The sequence below is a fragment of the Streptomyces sp. SudanB5_2050 genome (assembly GCF_964272335.1).
Lineage (GTDB): Bacteria > Actinomycetota > Actinomycetes > Streptomycetales > Streptomycetaceae > Streptomyces > Streptomyces rochei.
In genome coordinates this window covers 6,366,499-6,384,412 of the sequence record NZ_OZ186760.1, presented here as the reverse complement: position 1 = coordinate 6,384,412, position 17,914 = coordinate 6,366,499, and the positions used below count along the sequence as shown (strand labels likewise).

Annotated in this window: 13 protein-coding genes; 6 read left to right on the top strand and 7 right to left on the bottom strand. The window is 73.0% G+C overall.

The features are described 5' to 3' along the window. From ACFZP7_RS28230 to ACFZP7_RS28205, 6 genes are all read right to left on the bottom strand, one after another. Window positions 1-1,326 (bottom strand): M20/M25/M40 family metallo-hydrolase, encoded by a 1,326-nt coding sequence (locus tag ACFZP7_RS28230; RefSeq protein WP_019328639.1) that lies wholly within the window; start codon window positions 1,324-1,326, stop codon window positions 1-3. After that, window positions 1,319-2,152: a M55 family metallopeptidase gene (locus ACFZP7_RS28225; RefSeq protein WP_019328638.1), complete on the bottom strand. Its 834-nt coding sequence runs from the start codon at window positions 2,150-2,152 to the stop codon at window positions 1,319-1,321. The genes ACFZP7_RS28230 and ACFZP7_RS28225 overlap by 8 nt, the downstream gene beginning before the upstream one ends. 108 nt (window positions 2,153-2,260) lie before the next feature. Next, complete coding sequence (locus tag ACFZP7_RS28220) at window positions 2,261-2,986, bottom strand: class I SAM-dependent methyltransferase (RefSeq protein WP_385636548.1); 726 nt, start codon at window positions 2,984-2,986, stop codon at window positions 2,261-2,263. A 209-nt stretch (window positions 2,987-3,195) separates the two neighbouring features. Further along, the gene (locus ACFZP7_RS28215) at window positions 3,196-5,685 is read right to left on the bottom strand and encodes a SpoIIE family protein phosphatase (RefSeq protein WP_385636546.1); all 2,490 of its coding nucleotides are present in this window, start codon (window positions 5,683-5,685) and stop codon (window positions 3,196-3,198) included. A gap of 144 nt (window positions 5,686-5,829) precedes the next feature. Then, window positions 5,830-8,238, bottom strand: a complete 2,409-nt coding sequence (locus ACFZP7_RS28210; RefSeq protein ID WP_031017983.1) for an MFS transporter — start codon at window positions 8,236-8,238, stop codon at window positions 5,830-5,832. Between the two features lie 150 nt (window positions 8,239-8,388). Beyond that, window positions 8,389-8,832, bottom strand: coding sequence for an SRPBCC family protein (locus ACFZP7_RS28205; protein ID WP_019328633.1), 444 nt, complete (start codon window positions 8,830-8,832; stop codon window positions 8,389-8,391). 161 nt (window positions 8,833-8,993) lie between these two features. On the opposite strand from ACFZP7_RS28205, the gene ACFZP7_RS28200 reads away from it, so the two are divergent. The 3 genes from ACFZP7_RS28200 (at window position 8,994) to ACFZP7_RS28190 (ending at window position 12,210) form a co-directional block, all read left to right on the top strand. Next, entirely contained in the window at window positions 8,994-10,028 is a 1,035-nt protein-coding gene (locus tag ACFZP7_RS28200) for an Rv2578c family radical SAM protein (protein ID WP_031017985.1), read from the top strand. A 160-nt stretch (window positions 10,029-10,188) separates the two neighbouring features. Next, a complete protein-coding gene (locus tag ACFZP7_RS28195) occupies window positions 10,189-11,772 on the top strand; it encodes an alpha/beta hydrolase (protein ID WP_385636542.1) in 1,584 nt (527 codons plus the stop codon). Between the two features lie 39 nt (window positions 11,773-11,811). After that, entirely contained in the window at window positions 11,812-12,210 is a 399-nt protein-coding gene (locus ACFZP7_RS28190; protein ID WP_385636540.1) for a RidA family protein, read from the top strand. Window positions 12,211-12,432: 222 nt separating this feature from the next. On the opposite strand, the gene ACFZP7_RS28185 is transcribed toward ACFZP7_RS28190, so the two are convergent. Next, the gene (locus ACFZP7_RS28185; RefSeq protein ID WP_029394027.1) at window positions 12,433-13,026 is read right to left on the bottom strand and encodes an adenylosuccinate lyase; all 594 of its coding nucleotides are present in this window, start codon (window positions 13,024-13,026) and stop codon (window positions 12,433-12,435) included. A 387-nt stretch (window positions 13,027-13,413) separates the two neighbouring features. On the opposite strand from ACFZP7_RS28185, the gene ACFZP7_RS28180 reads away from it, so the two are divergent. The 3 genes from ACFZP7_RS28180 (at window position 13,414) to ccrA (ending at window position 17,902) form a co-directional block, all read left to right on the top strand. After that, window positions 13,414-15,219: a 3-hydroxyacyl-CoA dehydrogenase family protein gene (locus tag ACFZP7_RS28180; protein WP_385636538.1), complete on the top strand. Its 1,806-nt coding sequence runs from the start codon at window positions 13,414-13,416 to the stop codon at window positions 15,217-15,219. A 157-nt stretch (window positions 15,220-15,376) separates the two neighbouring features. Then, complete coding sequence (locus tag ACFZP7_RS28175; RefSeq protein WP_029394026.1) at window positions 15,377-16,192, top strand: TetR family transcriptional regulator; 816 nt, start codon at window positions 15,377-15,379, stop codon at window positions 16,190-16,192. Between the two features lie 372 nt (window positions 16,193-16,564). Next, the gene (gene ccrA, locus ACFZP7_RS28170; protein WP_031017991.1) at window positions 16,565-17,902 is read left to right on the top strand and encodes a crotonyl-CoA carboxylase/reductase; all 1,338 of its coding nucleotides are present in this window, start codon (window positions 16,565-16,567) and stop codon (window positions 17,900-17,902) included. Window positions 17,903-17,914: the final 12 nt, after the last annotated feature.

Genomic DNA, 17,914 nt, shown 5'->3' with positions numbered 1-17,914 from the left:
CTAGGCCGTGCGCAGGAATCGGTCGAGGACCCGGACGCCGAAGTGCAGCGCCTCGACCGGGACACGTTCGTCGACGCCGTGGAAGAGCGCCTGGTAGTCGAAGCCCTCGGGCAGCTTCAGCGGGGCGAACCCGTAGCCGGTGATGCCCAGCCGGGAGAACTGCTTGGCGTCGGTGCCGCCCGACATGCAGTACGGCACCACGTGTCCCTCCGGCGCGAACTCCTCGACGGCGGCGCGCATCCTGGCGTACGTCGGCGAGTCCACCGGCGCCTGGAGGGCGACCTCGCGGTGGGCGAACTCCCAGTCGACGTCCGGGCCGGTGAGCCGGTCGAGGGTGGCGCGGAACTCGTCCTCGCAGCCGTGCAGGAACCTGCCGTCGACGTACGCGACGGCCTCGCCGGGGATGACGTTGACCTTGTAACCGGCGTCGAGCATCGTCGGGTTGCTGCTGTTGCGGACGGTGGCCTGGACCAGCTCGGCGGCGGTCCCCAGCTTGTCCAGCAGCGCGTCGACGTCGCGCAGGTCGGTCTCGATGCCGTAGACCGCGGCCAGTTCGGTCAGCGCGGCGCGCACGGTCGGGGTCAGGCGCAGCGGCCACTCGTGGTCGCCGATGCGGGTGATCGCCGCGGCGAGCCGGGTGACCGCGTTCTCCCGGTTCACCTTGGAGCCGTGGCCGGCCCGCCCGCGTGCGGTGAGCTTGAGCCAGCCCGTGCCGCGTTCACCGGCGGCGATGGGGTAGAACTGCCGTCCGGCGCCGTCGTGGAAGGTGAACGCCCCCGACTCGCTCACGCCCTCGGTGCAGCCCTCGAACAGGGCGGCGTGCCGGTCGGCGAGGAACCCGGAGCCGTCCTCGGCGCTGGCCTCCTCGTCCGCGGTGAACGCGATCACGACGTCCCGCCGGGGCCGCACCCCCTGCCGGGCCCAGTCGCGCACGACGGCCAGGATCATCGCGTCCATGTTCTTCATGTCGACGGCGCCGCGCCCCCAGACGACCCCGTCGCGGATCTCCCCGGAGAACGGGTGCACGCTCCAGTCGGCGGCCTCGGCGGGCACCACGTCCAGGTGACCGTGGACGAGCAGCGCGTCGGCCGACGGGTCGGTGCCCTCGATACGGGCGACGACGTTGGTCCGGCCCTCGGTCCGCTCCAGCAGCGTCGGCTCGATCCCGGCCTCGGCGAGCCGCGCCGCGGCGTACTCGGCGGCCGGCCGCTCCCGGCAGTCGCCGCCGCCCCGGTTGGTCGTGTCGATCCGGATCAGCTCCGAGGTGAACCGGACCACTTCCTCCAGCGCCCGCGCGCCGGTGTCCGGGGTGTGCCGCTCAGCCATACTGCTCCTCCACGGCGGCCGAGGCGATGGTGGTGACCGCCTTGAAGGTACGGATCGCCTCGAACATGGTCTCGTGGGTGTACGCCACCTTGCGCTCGCCGACGCGGGCCACACCCGGCACCACGGTCGAGGCGGCCGCCAGGTGCTCGGCGTCGAACTCCACGGCGACGGTGAAGGGGCCGCCGCGCACCGGTTCGTGCCGCACCGCCAGCGCCGCCGCCTCCTTGGCCGCCGCCCGGATGTCGGAGGCCGTCCTGGACGGTGTGCGGCACACGGCCGCGTACCGCGACACATGGTCCTTCACCGCGACCTTCAGCGCCTCGGGCGCGTATCCCAGCGCGTCCTCGCAGGCCACGTCGTCCCCGGTGACCAGCACGACCGGCACCCCGTACTCGGCGACGACGTGCGCGTTGAGCAGGCCCTCGCTGGCCCGCACGTCGTTCAGCCACACCCCGGTGATCTGGTTGGCGAGGTAGGTGTGGGCGAGGACGCCCTCCATGCCGGCGCCCGCGTGGTACCCGATGAAGGCGATGCCGTCCACGTCCCCGTGCTGGACGCCCTCCACCATGGACAGCGCCTTGTGCCGCCCGGTGAGCATCTGCGTCCGCTCGTCGAGCTGCTCCAGGAGCAGGTTGCGCATGGTCCAGTGCGCCTCGTTGACCAGCACCTCGTCGGCCCCGCCGTCCAGGAAGCCCTGCACGGCCGCGTTCACGTCCGAGGTGAACATCGACCGGCACCGCTCCCACTGCGGCGTCCCCGGCAGCACGTCGGCCGGCCAGGTCACACCGGTGGCGCCTTCCATGTCGGCGCTGATGAGGATCTTCATGCTGCGCCACGTTACGCGGTCGCTCCGACCCCCAGCCAGACCTGTGGAAAACTCTCACCGGCCCAGACCAATGGCTGGTGGGAGCCCTCGCCCCGGGTCACCGGCCGCTCACCGGCCCCGGCCCGCGACCACCCAGGCCGACGGAAGCTCGATCCGGGTGCCGTCCCCCGTGTACTCGGTGCTGATCAAGGGGAGTTCACCGCTCGCCAGGACGCTGAGCCCGGCGGCGCGCAGGTGCTCGGGCACCGCCTCGTCGGGTGCCGCGCCGGGGGTCAGTCCGTGGCGCAGGACGGGGGCGAGCTTGGCGGGCGGGCCGTCGGGGCCCTGCGCCAGGTCCCTCAGGATCGTCTTGGACTCCTGGGAGGGTTCCACGAGGAAGGCGCGGCCCCGGTCGCCGAGCAGCGTGGCGAGGGCGTCGGCCAGCGGCTGGCGGTCGTCGGGCTCGCACTGGTGCAGGACGCCCCGCACATAGACGTTGGCGTCGCCCAGCTCGGCGTGGAGCGTCTGGGCCTCGGCCTTGTCGGTGGCGTCCAGCTGCCGGTAGACGGCCCGGCCGACCGGGTCGGCGCGACGGGCGTGGTCGAGGGCGGCGGCGGACAGGTCGGCGCCGACGACGTGCCCGAAGCGCTCGGCGAGGTAGCGGGTCTGGGTGCCGTTGCCGCAGCCGAGGTCGATCATGGGCAGGCCGGGGTCGACGAGGTGCGGCTCGAAGTGGGCCAGGTGCCGGCCGGCGGTCAGCATCGGCTCCGCGTCCCAGAACACCGCCCCCTGTCCCTCGGGCGCTTCGCTCCAGAAGCTCTCCCAGGCCATCCGGTACCGACTCGTCACGCTCATGCGCGTCTCCCCAGGTGCGACGACGTACGGCCCGTCGGCGTGACGGGCTCGTACGGTGTATCGCGCCCGGCGCACGGCCACAAGCGCCCGGCGCATTCCTTCACCGGACGTGCGAACACCGAGCGCCGCCGGTGGACGCGGCGGCGCCGGGGCAGCCGGCCGCGCCGGGAGCCGACCGCGCTCAGCGGCGCCCGGGAAAGCGGTCGCCCTCAGCGGCGCCGGCGCGGCAGCGTCAGTTCGAACCAGACGGTCTTGCCCGTCCTCCCCCGGCTCGCGCCCCACTCCCGGGCGAGGGCGCTGACCACGCGCAGGCCGCGCCCGGTCTCGTCGTCGGGGCCGGCGCCGCGCAGCGCCGGGAGGTCGTGGTCGTCGTCGTCCACCTCGCACAGCAGCGTGTCGGCGCGTACCAGCCGCAGGTCCACGGGCCGGGCGCGGGCGTGCCGTACGGCGTTGGTGACCACTTCGCTGACCAGCAACTCGGCGGTGTCGGCCAGATGCGGCAGGCCCCAGTCGTGGAGCTGCTCGCGGACGGCCGCGCGGGCCCGGCCGACCTCGGCGGGGTCGCGGGCGAGGCGCCACGCGGCGACGGCTTCGTCGTCGATGCCGGCGAGCCGGGCCATCAGCAGGGCCACGTCGTCCTTGCGGCCGCCGCGGGTGCCCAGCGCGCGGATGATGGTGTCGCAGGCGTCGTCCATGGAGGCGGCCGGGTGGGCGGCGGACTCGCACAGGGTCGCCAGGCCGATGCCGATGTCCTCGCCGCGCACCTCCACCAGACCGTCGGTGCACATCACCAGCCGGTCGCCGGGCGCCACCGGCACCCGCACCGCCTCGAAAGGCACTCCGCCCACGCCGATCGGCGCCCCCGTCGGCAGGTCGATCAGCTCGCTGGAGCCGTCCGCGGCCCGGACCAGGACGGGCGGGATGTGCCCCGCGTTGGCGAGGTGCAGCTCGCCGGCGACGGGGTCGTAGACGGCGTACAGGCAGGTCGCCAGATAGCTGTCGCCGAGCCGCTGGGCGAGGTCGTCGAGGTTGCGCAGCAGTTGGGCCGGGGGCAGGTCGAGCCCGGCCATGGTCTGCACGGCGGTGCGCAACTGGCCCATCATGGCCGCGGAGTTGAGCCCGTGCCCCATGACGTCGCCGACGACCAGGGCGGTGCGGGCGCCGGGCAGCTTGACCGCGTCGAACCAGTCGCCGCCGACCCGGCCGAGGAGCGTCCCCGGCAGGTAGCGGGTGGCGATGTCGCAGCCCGCCATGCGCGCCGGAATGTGCGGCAGCATGCTGTCCTGGAGCGTCTCGGCGACGTTCTCCTGGTACGTGTACATGCGCGCGTTGTCGAGGACGAGCCCCGCGCGGGCGGCGAGTTCGGCGCCGGTGACCCGGTCCATGTCGTTGAAGACCGGGCGCTCCGGATGGCGCAGCAGGATCATGAAGCCGAGGACGACGTTGCGCGCCTTCAGCGGCACCAGCAGCATCGAGCGGCCGGTGATGAGGGGCCGGATGTCCCGCTTCTCGAACTGCGAGGCGATGGCGTGGCCCATCTCCTCGGTGATGCGCGGCACCAGGACGGGTTCCCCGCTGGTCATGCACTGGAAGAAGGGGGTGTGCGCCGGGAAGGGCATGGCCTCGCCGACCGGGACGACGTCGTCCCAGCGGCCCGGTTCGTCGGTGTGCTCCAGCGCCACCCGGTGCCACATCGTGGTGGTGTCCGGCACGCCGTCGGGGAAGCCCTCACCGGCGACGATCTGTTCGCGCAGGTAGGTGCCGGCGACGTCGGTAAAGCGGGGGACGACGGCCTTGCTGACCTCGACGATGGTCCGCGAGAGATCCAGCGACGTGCCGATCCGTCCGCTGACCTCGTTGAGGAACTCCAGGCGTTCGCGGACGGCGGCGTACTCCAGGTCCTCGGCCTCGTCGCGCAGGTCGTCCGGCACCGGTTCGCCGGCCGCCAGGGCCCGTGCGGCCCGCCCCCTGCGCGCCCTGCGCTCGGCGCGGCGGGCGACGCCCCAGTCGGGGGTGACGGGCACCCGGTCGTTCTGGCTGAACTCCAGGACGGGGTAGCCCAGTTCGAGGACCTGGGCGACGATGCGGGCGCTCTCGCCGACGCTCATGCTGGGCAGGATCTCGGGGAGGCGGCGGGCGAGTTCGTCGGCGCCGGGGAAGTCGGTGTGCAGGGCGAAACCGGGAGCGATCCGCTCGACGGTCGCCGCCCCGGCCTCCTCGCCGGGGTCGCCGCCGGTGTGGTCCCGTCCCAGCGCCTCCGCGTCGGCCGCCAGGAAGAGCAGGCGCTCGGGCCCCGGTCCGACCAGGGGGTACGCCCACCACAGCACGTCGACGCGGTCGTCGCCCGGGACGGTGAGACGGGCGCGGCCCGCCGCCGGGTAGGACAGCCGTCCGCCGAGGGACGACTCGAGATCCGGCCCGAGGCCGTCGTGGGGCGTCCAGGAGCCGTGGTCGCCGATGTCCCCGGTCTCGGGGAGCACGCCCGAGACGGGGAGCAGGTCGGGGGCGGGCCGGCCGATCGCCTCCTCCTTCGGCAGCGCGAACAGGCGTCGCGCGCCCCGGCTCCAGTGGGAGACCGAGCCCTCGCGGTCCACCACGACCACGGCCAGCGGGACGCGGCCGGTCACGGGGCCGCCCCGCACGGCGCCGGACCCGGTTCCGCGGCCGGGAGGTACGTCCCGCTCGGTGCCCTGGTCCATGGCGTCAGGCCCTCTCTCCCACGGCTCCCATGATCTGTGTCACCGTCACCCACCGTACGGGGGCGGCCGGTGACCATGTGCGGCAACGGGGGAATCGGTGGCGCGCGAACGCACCGGCGCGCGAACGCGCGCCGGTGCCCGGTCTCAGTCCTCGTGCCCGAGCTGGAGGTCGCGTTCGGTACGGCCGCCGCCGGCCACCTGGAGCACGGTGGCGACGGGCGGGTAACCGGCGGCGATGACGGTGTACTCGCCGGACGACAGGTCGACGAACCGGAAGGTGCCGTCGGGGCCGGTGGTCAGGGTGTCCACCACGTTGCCCGCCGCGTCGAGGAGCGTCACGCGCGCGTCCTCGACGACGCGTCCGCCAGGGGCGCGGACGGTGCCGCGCAGGACGGCGCCGCCGGCCAGTTCGACGTCCTGGCGGGTCTCCCGGGCGGCCTGGACGCTGACCGGCAGCGCGGCCGGGCGGAAGGCCGGGGCGCTGGCCGCGAGGGTGTACTCGCCGGCCACCAGCTCGGTGATGACGTAGCCGCCCTCCCGGCCGCTGCGGGTGGTGGAGACGACCTCGCCGTGGACGTTGGTGAGGGTGACGATGGCGTCGCGCACGGGGCTGCCGTCGGCGGTGAGCACGCTGCCGGCGAGCCGTCCGGCGCCGCCGAGGACGACGTCCAGCTCCACCGGGCGTTCGCCGACGGTCACGGAGACCGCCTGCGGCTGGTGGCCGCCGGCGGCGGCGATCAGGACGTACGCCCCGGAGCCGGGGGTGGCGAGCGCGTAGCGGCCGTCCTCGCCGCTGGCGCCGCGCCCGATCTGCCGGCCGCCGACGTCGATGAGGGTGAGCGCCGCGCGGGGCACGACGGTGCCGTCGGGGTGCTGCACGGTGCCGCAGACGGGGACGCCGGCGGCGTACGGCGACCTGGCCTGCGGGACGGGGGCGGCGGGCGGCGCGGTCTGGGCGGTTTCCTGCTCGGTGACGGGGGTGTTGTGGGACACCAGGGGTTTCTCCTTGAGGAAGAAGGCGATGAGCAGCCCGAGGGCGAGCACCGGCACCAGGTAGAGGAAGATCCGCGGCATGGCGTCGGCGTACGCCCCGATGTAGGCGTCGCGCAGCGCCGGGGGCAGGGAGTGGACGAGCTGGGGGGTGATGGCCTCGGCGTCGGGGAGCGAGGCGCCCGCCTCGGCGGGGACGCGGTCGGCCAGGGAGTCGGTGAGACGGTCGGCGAAGAGGGTCCCGAAGATCGCCGCGCCGACGCTGCCGCCGATCTGCCGGAAGTAGTTGTTGGCGCTGGTGGCGGTGCCGAGGTCGGTGGGGCGCACGGAGTTCTGCACGGCGAGGACCAGGACGGGCATCACCATGCCGATGCCGGCGCCGAGGACCGCCATCCAGATGCTGTAGTGCAGGCGGGGCGTGTCGGCGTCGAGCCGGGACAGCAGCCACATGCCGACCACGGACAGGGCGCTGCCGAGGATCGGGTGGGAGCGGTAGTGCCCGGTGCGGCTGATGAGCTGCCCGGAGATGATCGAGGCGCCGACGATGCCGCCCATCATCGGCAGCATGAGCAGCCCGGACTCGGTGGCGGTGGCGCCGTCGACCATCTGCAGGAAGGTCGGCAGGTAGCTGGCGGCGCCGAACAGGGCGACGCCGATGACGAGGCCCACCAGGCCGGTGACGTTGAAGACCGAGTCGCGGAACAGCCGCAGCGGGATCACCGGCTCGGGCGCGAAGTGCTCGGCGACCAGGAAGAGCACGGTCGCCGCGACCGCTCCGGCGGCGAGACCGAGGATGACCTCGGAGCCCCATGCGTACTCGGTGCCGCCCCAGCTGGTCAGCAGCACCAGGCAGGTGGAGGCGGCGGCGAGCAGCAGCGCCCCGAGGACGTCGAGGCGGGGCTTGGCCCGCGGCTTGGGGAGCTTGAGGACCACGGCCACCACGGCCATGGTGACCAGCCCGAAGGGGACGTTGATGTAGAAGCACCAGCGCCAGGAGAGGTGGTCGGTGAAGTAGCCGCCGAGCAGCGGGCCCGCGACCGAGGCGAGGCCGAAGGCGGCGCCGATCAGTCCCATGAACCGGCCGCGCTCGCGGGGCGGGACGATGTCCGCGATGATCGCCTGCACGCCGATCATCAGGCCGCCCGCGCCGACGCCCTGCACCGCGCGGAAGGCGATCAGCTGGTCCATGGTCTGCGCCCGGCCGGCGAGCGCGGAGCCGACGACGAACACCAGGATGGCGAACTGGAAGACGCCCTTGCGGCCGAAGAGGTCGCCGAGCTTGCCGTAGATCGGCAGGCCGATGGTGGAGGTGAGCAGATAGGCGGTGATCGCCCAGGACATCTTGTCCAGGCCGTGCAGCTCACCGACGATCTTCGGCAGCGCGGTGGCGACGATCATCTGCTCGAGGGCGGCGAGCAGCAGCGCCAGCATCAGTCCGACGAAGACCAGCCGCACCCGCCGCGGGCTCAGCCCGGCACCGGGCTCGGGCCCGGGTGCGGGGGGCTCGGGAGGCGTCGGTGGTGCGGTGGCCGGTTCGTCCTGCACCAGAGTGATCCCGCCCACGTTCCGCTCCCCTCGTCACACCTGCTCACAATTGCCGCCTGAAGCGGCAACTGCGAACAAGTGCGACGAGTTACGGAAGTGCGGCGCTTTCGAGCGGAGATCACTCGAACCGGTGAGACGGCCAACGGCCGCCCCGTTCCCGCCTCTTGGCTACTTCTCGACCTCGGCGGCGAGCCTGGCGAGCATCGCGTCGTAGATGCGGGCCAGCCCCTTGGGCGCGAACGTCTTCTCGAAGAAGCCGCCGACGCCGCCGGCCCCCTGCCAGACGGTGTGGACGACCACCCGGGACTTGCCCTCGCCCGCCGGCGTGACCCGCCAGGTGGTGACCATGGAGGAGTTGCGGTCCTTCTCGACCAGCTCACCGTCGGACGGTTCGGTGACCTCCAGCAGGCAGTCGCGGACGCGCTTGCTGGTGGCCTGGAGCTTCCAGTGCACCAGGGTGCCCTCGCCGTCGCCGCCCTCGCGGACCTCGTACTCGCTGAAGTGCTCGGGCAGCAGCTTCTCGCGGGTGCCGCTGTAGTCGGCGAGGGTGTCGAACACCGTCTCCGCGTCCGCCGCGACGATCCGCTCCGTCTCCGCCTCGACCTGCGCCATCGGGTCCCTCCAGGGCCTGGTTCTCGGGGTCGGGGCAAGCCAACCACCCCGCCGCCCGGCCACCAAATCGGGGGGCGCGAAGCAGCCCCGCACGACTCACCCGCACGATCAAGGGAACACTTGTTCTATTGTGGCGTTCGCAGCACTACCGAGGAGGCGCCATGCGCTGGGAGAACCTCACGGACTCCGACCACGCCCGGGCCGCCGACCCCGCACTGTTCGGCGCGGACGCGGTGACCACCCGCACCTTCGACACGCCCGAGTTCCGGGGCATCACCTTCCACGAGGTGCGGGCCCGCTCGATCCTCAACCGGGTGCCGGGCGCCTCGCGCATGCCGTTCGAATGGACGGTGAACCCGTACCGGGGCTGCACGCACGCGTGCGTCTACTGCTTCGCGCGCAAGACGCACAGCTACCTGGACCTCGACACCGGCCTCGGCTTCGACTCGCAGATCGTCGTCAAGGTGAACGCCCCCGAGCTGCTGCGCCGCCAGCTCGCCTCCCGCCGCTGGCAGGGCGAGCACGTCGCGATGGGCACCAACGTCGACTGCTACCAGCGCGCGGAGGGCCGTTACCGGCTGATGCCGGGGATCATCGAGGCACTCACCGAGCGGGCGAACCCCTTCTCGATCCTGACCAAGGGCACGCTGATCCTGCGCGACCTGGAGCCGCTGACGCGGGCGGCGCGGGTGACGGACGTGGGGATCTCGGTCTCGGTCGGCTTCACCGATCACGACCTGTGGCGCACGGTCGAGCCGGGGACGCCCGCGCCGGAGCGCCGCCTGGAGGTCGTACGGACCCTCGGCGAGCACGGGATCGGCTGCGGGGTGCTGATGGCGCCGGTCATCCCGTTCCTCGGTGACGAGCCGGCCCAACTGCGCGCGACCGTGCGGGCGATCGCCGCGGCCGGCGCCACCTCGGTGACGCCCCTGGTGCTGCACCTGCGGCCCGGCGCCCGGGAGTGGTTCATGGCCTGGCTCGGCCGGCACCACCCGCACCTGGTGCGCCGCTACGAACGGCTGTACGCGGAGGGCGCCTACGCGCCGAAGTGGTACCAGCGCCGGATCACGCGCCAGGTGCACGACCTGGCCCGGGAGTACGGCATCGGTCCCACGCGCGCGGGGACGCCGCGGCGGATCGCGGAGCCGCCGGCGGAGCCCGTCCGGGACGACCCGGTGCAGCTGTCGCTCATCTGAACCCCGAGCCCCCGAGGGCATTCGAGGGCATCCACGGGCCCAACCGGGTCAACTGTGAACAGAACGCGTTCATCCCGCGACGCTCCCCGGGACGATGCGGCGAGGACCGCGAGCAGCGCGGACCGCAGCCTCTCCGTCCGGGGAGTCCTGGGAGGACGCCATGAGACATCGCGCAGCCGTGCTGTGCGGCGCCGCGGTGATCGCCGCCGGTGCCGTCACGGCCGTCCCCGCCGAGGCCGGCGCATCGCGCCCCGCGGCTGCCCCGGGCGCCCCGGCGCTCGACTGGCGCGCGTGCGGCACGGCCGACTATCCGACGCTCCAGTGCGCGTCCCTCACGGTGCCGCTGGACCACGCCCGTCCGGAGGGCAGGCGCATCACGCTGGCCCTCTCCCGCGTGCCGCACACCGCCGCCACGTACCAAGGCCCGCTGCTGGTCAACCCCGGCGGTCCCGGCGGCAGCGGGCTGACGCTCGCCGGGTTCGTCGCGTCCTCGCTGCCCGAGAAGGTGGCCGCCCAGTACGACGTGATCGGCTTCGACCCGCGCGGAGTGGGCCGCAGCGAGCCCGCCCTGAACTGCCGGCCCGGCCACTTCGCCCCGGTGCGCCCCGACTCCCTGCCCGCCGCCGAGGCCGTCGAGAAGGCCAACCTCGCGCGCGCGAGGTCCTTCGCCGAGGCGTGCGGCGAGAAGCACGGGGACGTGCTGCCGTACATCGACACGGTGAGCGCCGCGCGGGACGTGGACGCCATCCGCGCGGCGCTCGGAGCGCGGCAGGTGAACTACTTCGGCTACTCGTACGGCACCTACCTGGGCGCCGTCTACGCCAAGCTGTACCCGGACCGGGTGCGGCGCCTGGTCCTGGACTCCGTCGTCGACCCGACCGAGGTCTGGCACGACTCCAACCTCGCCCAGGACCTCGTCTTCAACGACCGGCACCGCGCCTTCCTGGCCTGGATCGCCCGCCACGACGCGGCGTACGGGCTGGGCACCGACCCGGAACGGGTGGAGGCCGCCTGGTACGCCATGCGGGCGGCGCTGGCGAAGGAGCCGGCGGGCGGGAAGGTCGGCGCCGCGGAGCTGGAGGACACCTTCATCCCGGGCGGCTACTACAACGGCTACTGGCCCTATCTGGCGGAGGCGTTCGCCGCGTACGTGACCGACGCGGACTCCGGTCCGCTGGTCGAGGCGTACGACAACTTCGGGGCCGTGGACGCCTCGGGGGAGAACGGCTACAGCGTCTACGCCTCGGTGCAGTGCCGCGACGCGGGCTGGCCGCGCGACTGGGACCGGTGGCGCGAGGACAACTGGGACGTGTACGAGAAGGCGCCCTTCATGGCGTGGAACAACGCCTGGTACAACGCACCGTGCGCGTTCTGGCCCACCGGGTCGCTGCGGCCCCTGGACGTCGCCAACGACGCACTGCCCCCGGCCCTGCTGTTCCAGGCGACCGGGGACGCGGCCACCCCGTACGAGGGCGGCGTCACCGCGCACCGGCTGCTGCGCGGCTCGGGTCTGGTGGTCGAGGAGGGCGGCGGCAACCACGGCATCACGCTGAGCGGGAACACCTGCCTGGACGAGCATCTGGCCGCCTACCTGGCCGACGGCACCGTGCCGGACGGCGCGGGCACCGGCGAGGCGGACGCGGTCTGCCCGGCGCTGCCCGAGCCGAAGCCGCTGGAGTCCAAGGCGGCGTCGACGTCCTCGCGGGGTTCGACGCTGCACGGGCTGCTCGGCTTCCGGGGTTAGCGCGGGGGCGTTGTCGGACCCGTGGTCCAGTATGGACACATGAGCGAGCTGACCAGGATCCCCGCGCCCGAGGGCGTCGCCCCCGCCGCCCAGTACACCCATGTCGTCCTCGGCACCGGGACGTTCGTGGCCGTCTCCGGCCAGCTCGCCCTGGACGAGGACGGCAAGGTGGTCGGCGAGGGCGACGCGGAGGCCCAGGCGCGGCAGGTCTTCGAGAATCTGCGCCGGTGTCTCGCGGCGGCCGCGGCGAGCTTCGACGACGTGGTGAAGCTGACCTTCTTCGTCACGGACATGGCGCACATGTCCGCGATCCGGGCGGCTCGCGCCGAGCACATACCCGACGACCGCCTCCCGGCCGCCTCGGCGGTCCAGGTCGCCGCACTGGTCCGGCCGGAGTTCCTGATGGAGATCGAGGCGCTGGCGGTCGTCTCCCCGTGAGCGGGCCGCGCGTGCGGGTCGGCTGGGCGTGCCGCCCCTGCCGGGGCGGTGAACACCACACCCAGGACGCCGAGTTGTACGCGCCGTGCCGCCGCCGGGCACGAGCGCATGCTCCCGTGGGTGGCCGAGGGCACCGCCCGCGCCCGGCGCTTCCACGAGGCGGGTTCCCCGCGCCGACGGGGCCGTGGAGCCCACGGCCCGGCATCCGCCGTTCGACGACGGTCACCGCTGTCCGGGGATGAGCGCCAGCGCGCGTACCGCCGCCTGGGCCAGCGCCGGGTGGGCCAGGGCGTCGGTCAGCACGGGCGCGGCCCGGTCGTCGCCGAGCGCGCCCAGCCCCTCGATGCAGGCCAGCGCCACGCGGCGGTACGGGTCGTGCGGGCGCAGCCGGCGCCGCAACGTGGTGATCAGGGCGGGCGCGGCCTCCGGGGCCCGCAGCTCGACCAGCAGCCGTACCGGGTAGAGGGCGTAGGCGACCCGGAGTTCGTTGGTGGCGAGGGCCGCGGCGGCGCGGGCGGTGCGCGGGTCGCCTAGCCGGGCGAGGGCGTGGGCGGCGGAGGCGCAGCGCGGGGGGTCGCGGTGGTTCAGCAGCAGGACGAGGGACTCGAAGGCCCGCCGGTCCCCCGCCACACCCAGCCGGAAGGCGGCCATTTCCCGGGCCCAGAGCGGCTGTCCCGGCTCGGTGAGCACCGCGGCCAGCTCGTCGGGGTCACCGGTCGCCAGCAGCCGGTCGTACGTCTCCCGGGCGCCGGGCGCGCCCGAGGCCGCCGACTCAGCCCGTAAGCGCTCCGTGAGCGCTCGCAACTCTTCGTCCATGACACCGAGGTTAGGGGCGTCACAGGAGGCGTGGGACGTACATCACGAACACCGGGGGCTGGCGCGCTCGTTACCCGCGAGTTAATCTCAGACGAGCGAGTCACCCACTCGTACGACTCCTCACAACGGTCTGGTGACGCGGCCGGTGTGAGAGCAGAGCAGTCGGTTCGGTACCGGATCTTCGGGTACCGCAGTGCGACCCGGCCTCGGGACAGGGCCGGTCGGCAACCGCCGCCGGGCGGGCGTGTGCACGCCCCCCCGCGTCGGCACCGGGCGTGTGCGTCCGTCAGCCCGGCAACACCCGCACTCCCTCCTCCACGCATCCGGCGCGCCCCTCGGCGCGTCCGGGCGTGCTCCCGTCGTCACCCTCATTCCTGGAGTCCCGCGATGGCCACTCCCCTGTCCGACACCCCTCTGTCCCCGCTGCGGACCGTCGCCGTCGTCGGCCTCGGCACGATGGGCACCGGCATCGCCGAAGTGCTCGCCCGGGCCGGCCGCGACGTCGTCGGCATCGACGTGAGCGAGGCACAGGCGGCGACGGCCGTCGCCGCGCTGGAGTCCTCCACCGCCCGTTCCGTCGAGCGCGGACGCCTCACCGAGCGGGAGCGCGCCGACGCCCTCGCCCGCGTCCACACCTCCACCGACCTGCGCGCGGCGGCCGACGCCGACCTGGTGATCGAGGTGGTCCCGGAGTCGTACGAGATCAAGCAGCAGGTCTTCCGGGAGCTGGACGGCATCGTGCGTCCCGAGACCATCCTGGCGACCGGCACCAACGCGCTGTCCGTGACCCGGCTGGCCGCCGACTCGGCCCGCCCGGAGCGGGTCCTGGGCCTGCACTTCTTCAATCCGGCGCCGGCGATGAAGCTGGTCGAGGTCGTCTCCTCGGTGCTGACCGCGCCGGGCGCCGTCACGGCCGTCACCGACCTGGCCCTGGACCTCGGCAAGGAGCCCGTCGCCGTCGGCGACCGGCCGGGCTTCGTCGCCGACGGGCTGCTGTTCGGGTACCTGAACCAGGCCGCCGCGATGTACGAGGCGAACTACGCCTCCCGCGAGGACATCGACGCCGCGATGCGGCTCGGCTGCGGGCTGCCGATGGGCCCGCTGGCCCTGCTGGACCTGATCGGTGTGGACACCGCGCGCACGGTGCTGGAGGCCATGTACGCCGCCTCCCACGACCGGCTGCACGCTCCCGCCCCGATCCTGCGGCAGCTCAGCGAGGCGGGCCTGACGGGCCGCAAGGCGGGACGCGGCTTCTACACCTACGAGGCGCCGGGCAGCGCGGTGGTGGTGCCGGACGCCCTGACGCCCGGCGCGGGCGGCACCGAGGCCGCCGGGCGTCCGGTCCGCTCCGTAGGTGTCGCCGGTTCGGGGACCATGGCGTCCGGCATCGCGGAGGTCTTCGCGAAGGCCGGCTACGCGGTGGTGCTCGCCGCCCGCAGCGCGGAGAAGGCCGAGACCGCCAAGGCCCGCATCGGGAAGTCCCTGGCCCGCAGCGTGGACAAGGGCCGGCTGACCGCCGAGGCCGCCGCGCGGACGCTGGAGCTGATCACGCCGACCGGCACCTACGACGACTTCGCCGACGTCGACCTGGCCGTGGAGGCGGTCGCCGAGGACCTGGAGGTCAAGCGGCAGCTGTTCGCCACGCTGGACAAGGTCTGCAAGCCCGGCGCGGTGCTGGCCACCACCACCTCCTCGCTGCCGGTCGTCGCCTGCGCCCGCGCCACCTCGCGTCCGCAGGACGTGATCGGCATGCACTTCTTCAACCCGGCGCCGGCGATGAAGCTGGTCGAGGTGGTCCGCACGGTGCTGACGGCGGACGACGTGCACGCCACCGTCCGCGAGGTCTGCGGCAAGATCCGCAAGCACGCCGTGGACTGCGGCGACCGCGCCGGGTTCATCGTGAACGCCCTGCTGTTCCCGTACCTCAACAACGCCGTGAAGATGGTCCAGGAGCACTACGCGACGCTCGACGACATCGACGCGGCGATGAAGCTGGGCGGCGGTTACCCGATGGGCCCCTTCGAGCTGCTGGACGTGGTCGGGCTGGACGTCTCGCTGGCCATCGAGAAGGTGCTGCACCGCGAGTTCCGCGACCCGGGTCTGGCCCCGGCGCCGCTGCTGGAGCATCTGGTGGCCGCGGGCTGCCTCGGCCGCAAGACGGGCCGCGGCTTCCGCGAGTATGCCCGCCGCTGAGGGGGCGGGTGACTGGTTCCGTACCGAGGAGGACTGGGGCGGGCTGCTCGACCCGGCCGGGTTCCCGCCGCCCGCGGCCGGGTCCGCGCCGCCCGCCCCGGGCGGCGGGATCCCCGGTCACGCGCATGATTGCGGGCACATGCAGTACGTTCATGGCATGTCCCAGCCCGCCAGGTCCTCACGTACACCAGCCACGCCCGACGCGCCGGAGAGCGCGGCCGGCAGCCGAGCCGCCGCCCAGCGGCTGAAAATGCGCCGGGAACTGGCGGCGGCGGCGATGGAGCTGTTCGCGACCAAGGGGTACGAGGCGACCACCGTCGACGAGATCGCGGCCCAGGCCGGGGTCGCCCGCCGCACCTTCTTCCGGCACTTCCGCTCCAAGGAAGAGGCGATCTTCCCGGACCACGACGACACCCTGGTCCGCGCGGAGGCGGTGCTCAACGCGGCGCCCGCGCACGAGCACCCGCTCGACACGGTGTGTCGCGGCATCAAGGAAGTCATGAAGATGTACGCGGCCCGGCCGGAGATCTCGGTGGCCCGCTACAAGCTGACCCGTGAGGTGCCGACGCTGCGTGAGGCGGAGATCGCCTCGGTGGCCCGTTACGAGCGCCTGTTCACCCGCTATCTCCTCGGCCACTTCGACGAGCACGCGCACGACGACGACGCCAACGACGACCCGCTGCTGGCCGAGGTCGCCGCCTCGGCCGTGGTGACCGCCCACAACCACGTGCTGCGGCGCTGGCTCAGGGCGGGCGGCCAGGGGGACGTGGAGGCGCAGCTGGACCACGCCTTCGCCATCGTCCGCCGGACGTTCGGCACCGGCATCGGGGCGGGGCGCTCCACGGCGGCCGGCGCGCGGCCCGCGGCCTCCTCGGCCTCGGTGCAGGGCGAGGTGCTGGTGACGGTGGCGCGCACCGACGCGCCGCTGCACGAGGTGATGCGCACCATCGAGCAGGCCCTCAAGGAGCACTGAGGAGCACTGAGAGGCCCTGAGAGACACTGAGGGGCGCTCCCCGCTCGTTCCGTGCTGTGATGACGGCCACCCACCGGGTGGCCGTTTTTGCATGTCAACGCCCCTTTCCCACCCCTCCTGCACCCTCATTCGATCGATCATCGCTCATCTGTAGCGTAAAGATTTCATCTGAGTGGAACTTCTGGCACTCAGTGCCTTGCGGGGTGACACGCGGTGTCATACGTTGAAGGTGTCCGGGCTGTCCCCGCACTCATCCCCTGCGCGCCCGAACGCCTGCGTCACAGGCACTTTCACACCAACCCTCAGCAGCACCGACGTACCCATCGGCGCCCCTCCCTCAGGGCGCTCATCGCCGGAGGCAACACCGTGACCGTGAAGGACATCCTGGACGCGATCCAGTCGCCCGAATCCACGCCGGCCGACATCGCCGCCCTGCCGATCCCCGAGTCGTACCGCGCGATCACCGTGCACAAGGACGAGACGGAGATGTTCGCGGGCCTGGAGACCCGCGACAAGGACCCGCGCAAGTCGATCCACCTCGACGAGGTGCCGGTGCCCGAGCTGGGCCCGGGCGAGGCCCTGGTGGCCGTCATGGCCTCCTCGGTGAACTACAACTCGGTGTGGACCTCGATCTTCGAGCCGCTGTCCACCTTCGGGTTCCTGGAGCGCTACGGCCGCACCAACGAGCTGGCCAAGCGCCACGACCTGCCGTACCACATCATCGGCTCCGACCTCGCGGGCGTCGTTCTGCGCACCGGCCCGGGCGTCAACGCCTGGCAGCCCGGCGACGAGGTCGTCGCGCACTGCCTCTCCGTCGAGCTGGAGTCGTCCGACGGCCACAACGACACGATGCTCGACCCCGAGCAGCGGATCTGGGGCTTCGAGACCAACTTCGGCGGCCTCGCCGAGATCGCGCTCGTCAAGTCCAACCAGCTGATGCCCAAGCCGGACCACCTCAGCTGGGAGGAGGCCGCCGCCCCCGGACTGGTCAACTCCACCGCCTACCGCCAGCTGGTCTCCCGCAACGGCGCCGGCATGAAGCAGGGCGACAACGTCCTCATCTGGGGCGCGAGCGGCGGCCTCGGCTCCTACGCCACCCAGTTCGCGCTGGCCGGCGGCGCCAACCCGATCTGCGTCGTCTCCAGCGAGCAGAAGGCGGACATCTGCCGCTCGATGGGCGCCGAGGCGATCATCGACCGCAGCGCCGAGGGCTACAGGTTCTGGAAGGACGAGCAGACCCAGGACCCGAAGGAGTGGAAGCGCTTCGGCAAGCGCATCCGCGAACTCACCGGCGGCGAGGACATCGACATCGTCTTCGAGCACCCCGGCCGCGAGACCTTCGGCGCCTCCGTCTTCGTCACCCGCAAGGGCGGCACCATCACCACCTGCGCCTCGACCTCGGGCTACATGCACGAGTACGACAACCGCTACCTGTGGATGTCCCTGAAGCGCATCATCGGCTCCCACTTCGCCAACTACCGCGAGGCGTGGGAGGCCAACCGCCTGATCGCCAAGGGCAAGATCCACCCCACCCTGTCCAAGGTGTACTCCCTGGAGGACACCGGGCAGGCCGCCCACGACGTCCACCGCAACGCCCACCAGGGCAAGGTCGGCGTGCTGTGCATGGCCCCCGAGGAGGGCCTGGGCGTGCGCGACCACGAGAAGCGCGCCAAGCACCTCGACGCCATCAACCGCTTCCGGAACATCTGAGGACGGCGGAGG